Origin of the sequence: Tetzosporium hominis, from assembly GCF_002265435.1 — a bacterium.
Classification (GTDB): Bacteria; Bacillota; Bacilli; order Bacillales_A; family Planococcaceae; genus Chryseomicrobium; species Chryseomicrobium hominis.
The window spans coordinates 98,950-105,241 of record NZ_NOKQ01000348.1 but is presented as its reverse complement, the minus strand read 5'-3'; the positions used below and the strand labels follow the sequence as shown (position 1 = coordinate 105,241).

7 protein-coding genes are annotated in these 6,292 nt (G+C 42.3%); 3 read left to right on the top strand and 4 right to left on the bottom strand.

The genetic code is table 11. The features are described 5' to 3' along the window. Positions 1-447: 447 nt before the first annotated feature. Positions 448-1,311 carry a nucleotidyltransferase-like protein gene (locus CF394_RS15250; RefSeq protein WP_094944798.1) on the bottom strand — a complete coding sequence of 288 codons (864 nt, stop codon included), beginning with the start codon at positions 1,309-1,311 and terminating at the stop codon, positions 448-450. Positions 1,312-1,428: 117 nt separating this feature from the next. Here CF394_RS15250 and CF394_RS15245 point away from each other — a divergent pair, with 117 nt between their 5' ends. Continuing rightward, positions 1,429-1,794 (top strand): YgzB family protein, encoded by a 366-nt coding sequence (locus CF394_RS15245; protein WP_094944796.1) that lies wholly within the window; start codon positions 1,429-1,431, stop codon positions 1,792-1,794. Positions 1,795-1,812: 18 nt separating this feature from the next. Here CF394_RS15245 and perR read toward each other — a convergent pair whose 3' ends face one another. From perR to bcp, 3 genes are all read right to left on the bottom strand, one after another. Continuing rightward, entirely contained in the window at positions 1,813-2,256 is a 444-nt protein-coding gene (gene perR / locus CF394_RS15240; protein ID WP_094944795.1) for a peroxide-responsive transcriptional repressor PerR, read from the bottom strand. A 100-nt stretch (positions 2,257-2,356) separates the two neighbouring features. Next, the gene (locus tag CF394_RS15235) at positions 2,357-3,295 is read right to left on the bottom strand and encodes a D-2-hydroxyacid dehydrogenase (RefSeq protein ID WP_094944793.1); all 939 of its coding nucleotides are present in this window, start codon (positions 3,293-3,295) and stop codon (positions 2,357-2,359) included. After that, positions 3,292-3,780 carry a thioredoxin-dependent thiol peroxidase gene (gene bcp, locus CF394_RS15230; protein ID WP_094944791.1) on the bottom strand — a complete coding sequence of 163 codons (489 nt, stop codon included), beginning with the start codon at positions 3,778-3,780 and terminating at the stop codon, positions 3,292-3,294. Before bcp ends, CF394_RS15235 begins: the two co-directional genes overlap by 4 nt. 97 nt (positions 3,781-3,877) lie before the next feature. Here bcp and CF394_RS15225 point away from each other — a divergent pair, with 97 nt between their 5' ends. Further along, complete coding sequence (locus CF394_RS15225; RefSeq protein ID WP_094944789.1) at positions 3,878-5,170, top strand: glutamate-1-semialdehyde 2,1-aminomutase; 1,293 nt, start codon at positions 3,878-3,880, stop codon at positions 5,168-5,170. A gap of 18 nt (positions 5,171-5,188) precedes the next feature. Then, positions 5,189-6,262 (top strand): aromatic acid exporter family protein, encoded by a 1,074-nt coding sequence (locus CF394_RS15220; RefSeq protein WP_094944787.1) that lies wholly within the window; start codon positions 5,189-5,191, stop codon positions 6,260-6,262. The last annotated feature ends 30 nt before the right edge of the window (positions 6,263-6,292 follow it).

The following is a 6,292-nucleotide window of genomic DNA, read 5'->3' as shown; positions in this document are numbered from 1 at the left end:
CAGCGTTCGTCCTGAGCCAGGATCAAACTCTCCATAAAAGAGAACTTAATATAAGCTCATTTTGTTGCTGGCATCATAATGATGTCCGTTTTGAACGTCCACTACAACCATTTATAGGAAGTAGTTTGGTTCTGTTTGCGTCACGCACACCCAACGGGGGTCGGGGCGGTGACGCTCTATCTTGACGTCTTGCATGTTCAGTTTTCAATGTTCATGTTTGTGTGTCACTCGTTTTGGCGACTTCTCTAATTTATCAGTTCTGCTTATATGCGTCAACTGTTTTTTGAAGTCTTTTTCAAATTATTTTTCGAAGTTGTTTCGCTCGATTCAATTTGGTGTGCCTTAGCGACGTGTATTATCATAACTTATAATTCAAGTAGACGTCAACTACTTTTTTAAAATAATTACGGGGCGTGTCTTTACTAACTGTAAAGACACGCCTAGAAATTAAAGAACACGGTAATAACGGTGCATAATCTGCGAACTTTTTGTCTGGTGTTCTTCTACAAAGATGATTCCTTTTTCGACTAAGAATTCAATGTACACTTCTAAATCTGTAGAATAATTTTTCAACTCAGGTTGTTCATGAATTTCTTGAATAGACCAATACGGCTTCTCTGCCAAAACTTCTTGGATGTGCATGGCACCTTCTTTAATCCGAGAATGAATCAGGAAGTCACTTGCTAAAAATAGGAGCTCCACTCGTTTTTGAAGAGGCTCTGCACTAGAAACCAACTCATCGTAAAGTTTGTAGATAGCCGGATCTAAGAGTTTAACCTGTTTCCAAACAAGGACTTCAGGATGCATCCCGCGTTCAAAGATGGCAAGACGCGCTAGATGATGAAGGGAATCGACAAGTTCTGTATACGCATCCAGATAGTTCTGTTGATCGTAAAACACTTTCCCCTCTAAATATCTTCTAGTCAGACGAGCAAACTCAATTCCTATCCGGATCTTTCTTCCTCGTTCCGGAAATTCATCGAGTTCTTTCTTCAAGTTTGTAATGAACTCGTTTCGGTCAAATAAGATACGTCCATTTAATAACCAATCCACCACTTTAGGATTCTTCCCTAGTGTTAACCATTTGCGGAGCTGTTTTTCAGTCAGCGTATGAAGCGCTGCTTTTTGATCGTGGTAAGAATAATGCTTAGTAAAGATAGGACGCTCTCCTTCTTTAGTAATCACTAAAAGAATGGAATCGAAGGTGTCGGTTAGCGGGCTCACCTTCTCCTTCTTCTGTATATGTAGAATCCCCAATGTATTTGAATCACTTGCACGTTCTTGATAGATCGGTCTAAGTAACGCTTCCATTGTCTCACTCCTTCATTAACTGAACGATGTTGTCTATTCATTTCTACATGAAATGCTTAAGTCCTTCTTTTACGACTAAATTATGCTATAGTAAGAGGTGAAATTAGGAGGGTAAGTATGGCACCATATAAAAATAAAATTAATCGCATTCGCTCATTTGCACTGGCCTTGATTTTCATCGGTTTCATCATTATGTACGGAGCCATCTTCTTTAGAGAGAACCCAATTTTAGTAACCATCTTTATGTTACTGGGATTACTAGCTATCTTAGGAAGCATGGGAGTATACGGATGGATCGGATTGTTATCGACACGAGCAGTTCAAGTTGTTTGCCCTAACTGCGGCAAGCACACTAAAGTTCTCGGCCGTGTAGATTTATGTATGTATTGTAACGAACCCCTCACTCTGGATCCAACGCTTGAAGGGAAAGAGTTTGATCAGGATTACAATAAGAAAGCAAACGAAAAGAAAACTACCGTGTGATTTACTCACGGTAGTTTTTTATTGTACAGTTTTCGATTGTTGTTTACAAGACGGGCACGTACCGTAAACTTCTAGACGATGCGACTCGACTTCAAATCCAGTCAAGTGAGACGCAAGTTGTTCTACCTCGTCCAACCCTGGGTAATGGAAATCTACGATTTTGCCACACCCTGTACAAATCATGTGGTAGTGATCGTTTGTCACAAAATCAAAACGGCTCGAACTGTCACCGTACGTCAATTCTTTTACAAGACCTGATTCACGGAACACGCGAAGATTATTATAAACAGTGGCTACACTCATACTAGGAAATTTGCTTTCAAGCGCACGATAGATATCATCAGCAGTTGGGTGCGTCATGGAATGGATTATATATTCCAAAATAGCATGGCGCTGGGGCGTGATTCGTACACCCGTTGACTTCAGTGTATCTAAGGCATCGCGCAAATGCACTTCGATCATCGTCGGCACCTCTTTCAGATTCATTCTTACATTAGAATTGTTATTCTTAATTATAAGAAGAAACCGAGAAACGTGTCAACTGAAACACTGCATAAAACAGTTAGTAGCCTAGCTTTAAATCAACTTGATTTTCTAAATCTGTATCGCCTTGTTCCCATTTACTTAGATTGCGTGAGAAAATCTCCATCGCCCGCTCCACATAAAAATCAGAATGACTTGAGACATGCGGGGAAATCACGACGTTCGGCAATCCCCAAAGCTCAGATCTTTCAGGTAGGGGTTCAACTTCGAATACGTCCAGAACCGCACCTCCAATCTCACCAGCTTTTAGCGCCTCTACCAAAACTTGTTCCGAGACAACGTTCCCACGGCCAAAATTCATGAACAAAGCGGTGTCCTTCATTTTATGAAACTGCTCTTTTGTGAACAGGTGATGAGTTTCAGGAGTACTTGGCAGCAAACTGATTACAATATCTGCACTAGCCAGTTGGTGATCCAGTTGTTCAAGAGACACAGTACTCGCAAATCCCTCAATGGCCTCTCCACTACGGTTGCACCCTGTCACTTCTACACCTAGAGCTGTCAGTACACGACCTACCTCTTCACCAATCGCACCTGGTCCTACGATTAACGCGTTGCTTCCACGAAGTTCTTTAGATCCTCTCGGCTTTTCCCACTTCTGCTCGTTTGTGAGTGTGTATATAGCAGGTAAGTTCCGGTAAAGCGAAAGTATATGACCTACAATCGATTCCGTCATTGGGGTTTTATGGATCCCTCTTGAGTTGGTTACAAGGATCTCTTTATCATGCAACAAATTAAGCGGCATTTTTTCAACACCAGCAGATGCCACACTAACCCACTTAAGCTCTGGCAAACTCTTGATAGCTGCCTCTTTTACATCTTCTCCGTACGTGACCCAAATAGCTGTGTCACGATCTGGAGCCACGCCTTTTTCAAAGCTAAACTCATGATTAGGAAATTGCTCTTGCAGTTCTTGCTGAATAACGGGTTTTGGTTCAAATGTAAATGAAATCTTCATGTTGTCTCCTTTTGAAGTTGATCCAATGTGTTTTTCACGTCTTCTACATGTCCGGGCACTTTCACTTGTCGCCATTCTTTCACAACTTCTCCTGTAGGCGAAATCAAAAATGTAGAACGCTCAATCCCCTCGAACTCTTTACCATACATCTTTTTCGTTTTCCAGACGCCGTACTCTTTAGAAACTGCCGCATCCTCGTCCACTAGCAAAGGAAAAGGTAAATTGTTTTTATTAATAAAGTTTTGGTGTTTCTTAGCACTGTCTGTACTGACACCAAGTACTACCGCATTCATATCCGTAAACTGCGGATACAAGTCACGGAAGTCACACGCTTCCGTCGTACAGCCCGGAGTAGAATCTCGCGGATAGAAATACAAGATCACGTACTGCTTCCCAGCGTAGTCTTCCAAGTTGATGGTCGTACCTTTTTCATCTAAAAGTGAGAATTGTGGTGCCTTCAATCCTTCTAAAAGTGTTTCCGTCATACAAATCCCTCCTATTTGTTTCAGAATAGCATAGACTTTCTTGTTGTTCCTATTAAAGTTGTCTACAATATAGGAGAAACCTAGAGGAGGAACTACCATGCAACGCACACAATCAGAAAAACTGCACAATGAGGCAGTTACCCATATAGTCGGAGGAGTCAATAGCCCATCACGTTCGTACAAGGCCGTGGGTGGTGGCGCACCAACAGTCATGGCGAAAGCGCAAGGTGCTTATTTCTATGATGTCGACGGTAACAAATACATCGATTATTTAGCAGCTTACGGTCCTATCATTACTGGACATGCACATCCTCATATTACGAAAACACTCACGAAAGCTGCTGAAAACGGCTTGTTATACGGAACTCCTACGGAACATGAGATTCGATTTGCGAAGATGCTGAAAGAAGCCATCCCTAGTATGGATAAAGTTCGTTTTACAAACTCCGGAACGGAAGCTGTTATGACGACAATTCGTGTAGCACGTGCTTATACTGGCCGCACAAAGATTTTGAAGTTTGCCGGATGCTACCATGGTCACTCAGATTTAGTACTAGTTGCTGCCGGTTCTGGTCCCGCAACTCTTGGCACTCCAGACTCTGCAGGCGTCCCAAAGACAATTGCAGAAGAAATCATTACGGTTCCATTCAATGATCCTGAAAGCTTCAAAGAAGCAATGGACAAATGGGGTCCTGAACTTGCGGGAATCTTAGTCGAGCCGATCGTAGGAAACTTCGGAATGGTGGAGCCGAACCCAGGATTTTTAGAAACGGTCCATGAGCTAGCGAAAGATCATGGAACACTTGTGATTTATGATGAAGTGATCACTGCGTTCCGCTTCCATTACGGAGCTGCTTCTACGTTATTAGGACTTGAGCCAGACTTGACGGCACTTGGAAAGATTATCGGAGGCGGCCTCCCTATCGGAGCTTACGGTGGTAAAAAAGAAGTGATGGATCAAGTCGCTCCAAATGGCCCTGCTTACCAAGCAGGAACTATGGCTGGTAACCCCGCGTCTATCCAAACAGGAATCGCTTGTTTAGAAATTTTAAAACAGCCAGGAGTCTATGAAGAACTAGATCGTTTAGGCGCTTTATTAGAACAAGGTATTTTAGAAGCTGCTTCACAATATAATGTAACAATCACCATCAATCGTATTAAAGGGGCATTGTCCATCTACTTCACTAATGTTAAAGTAGAAAACTATGACCAAGCAGAAGCATCTGACGGCGAACAGTTCGCTCAGTTCTTCCGACTCATGCTAGCACAAGGAATTAATTTAGCTCCTTCTAAGTATGAAGCTTGGTTTATCACCACTGCTCACACAGAGCAGGATATCGAACAGACGATTCAAGCCGTGCACCGAGCGTTTGAACAGATGTCTCAGTAAAAAGGAGTGTGACGCCTAATGAAATTAGGTGCTCGTGTATTTAAAACAGGGATTGCCATCGCGCTTGCCTTATATATAGCGGACATTTTGTCCTTACCAGTTCCTATCTTTGCGGGAATTGCGGCAATTTTTGCGGTGCAGCCCTCGATCTACCGCTCCTATATGACCGTTTTTGAACAAATCCAGTCCAACTTGATTGGGGCAGCTTTTGCTGTGACATTTGCTATGATTTTCGGGAATTCCTATTTTATGGTCGGTTTAACGACGATTATTGCTATCTCTGTGATGTTAAAGGCAAAGCTGCAAAAGACCATTCCGTTAGCACTCGTCACAATCATTGCTATTATGGAAATCCAAGGCGACGACTTCCTGATGGCTGCTATGTTTCGTATCATTACAATTGGAGTCGGTGTTTTCTCGGCATTCGTAGTGAATTTGGTGTTCCTACCTCCAAAATACGAGACGCGCTTGTTCACAAAAATCAGTACGACTCAAGATGACATCATTCGTTGGATTCGTATAGGGATCCGTCATGCGGCGGACCATCAATCCTTGAAACAGGCTGTCACACAAATCGAAGAGCAACTAGTAAAGATTGATCAACTGTTTTTATTATTTAAAGAAGAGCGTGGCTATACGAAGAAGGCAAAGTATGCGAAAGGTCGTAAGCTTGTAATCTACCGCGAGCTGATCACCACGTCTTATAAAAGCTTGTATGTGATTCGTCGATTATCTGCATATGAGCATGATATCATCCAGTTGCCTGACCATTTCCATATGATGATTCAAGAGCGACTAGACACTTTACTAACGTATCATGAACATTTGCACTTGAAGTTCATCGGAAAATTAAAGCCAGATCAATTGGAGTGGATAACAGATGACCACTTCATCAAGAGACAAGAAGTTATGGAAATCTTTATGACGCAAATCTATGAGACGAAACGACAAGAAGATTTTTCCACGTATCACCTGCTTCATCTGCTTTCTGCGATTCTCACGTACGAAGAGCATTTAGAGCACCTCGATACATTGATTAGCTCCTACCAGACGTATCATGGAGACGAAATCGACGTGAAAATTGAAATCTAATCAAAAAGAGCTGCCGAGTGGCAGCTCTTT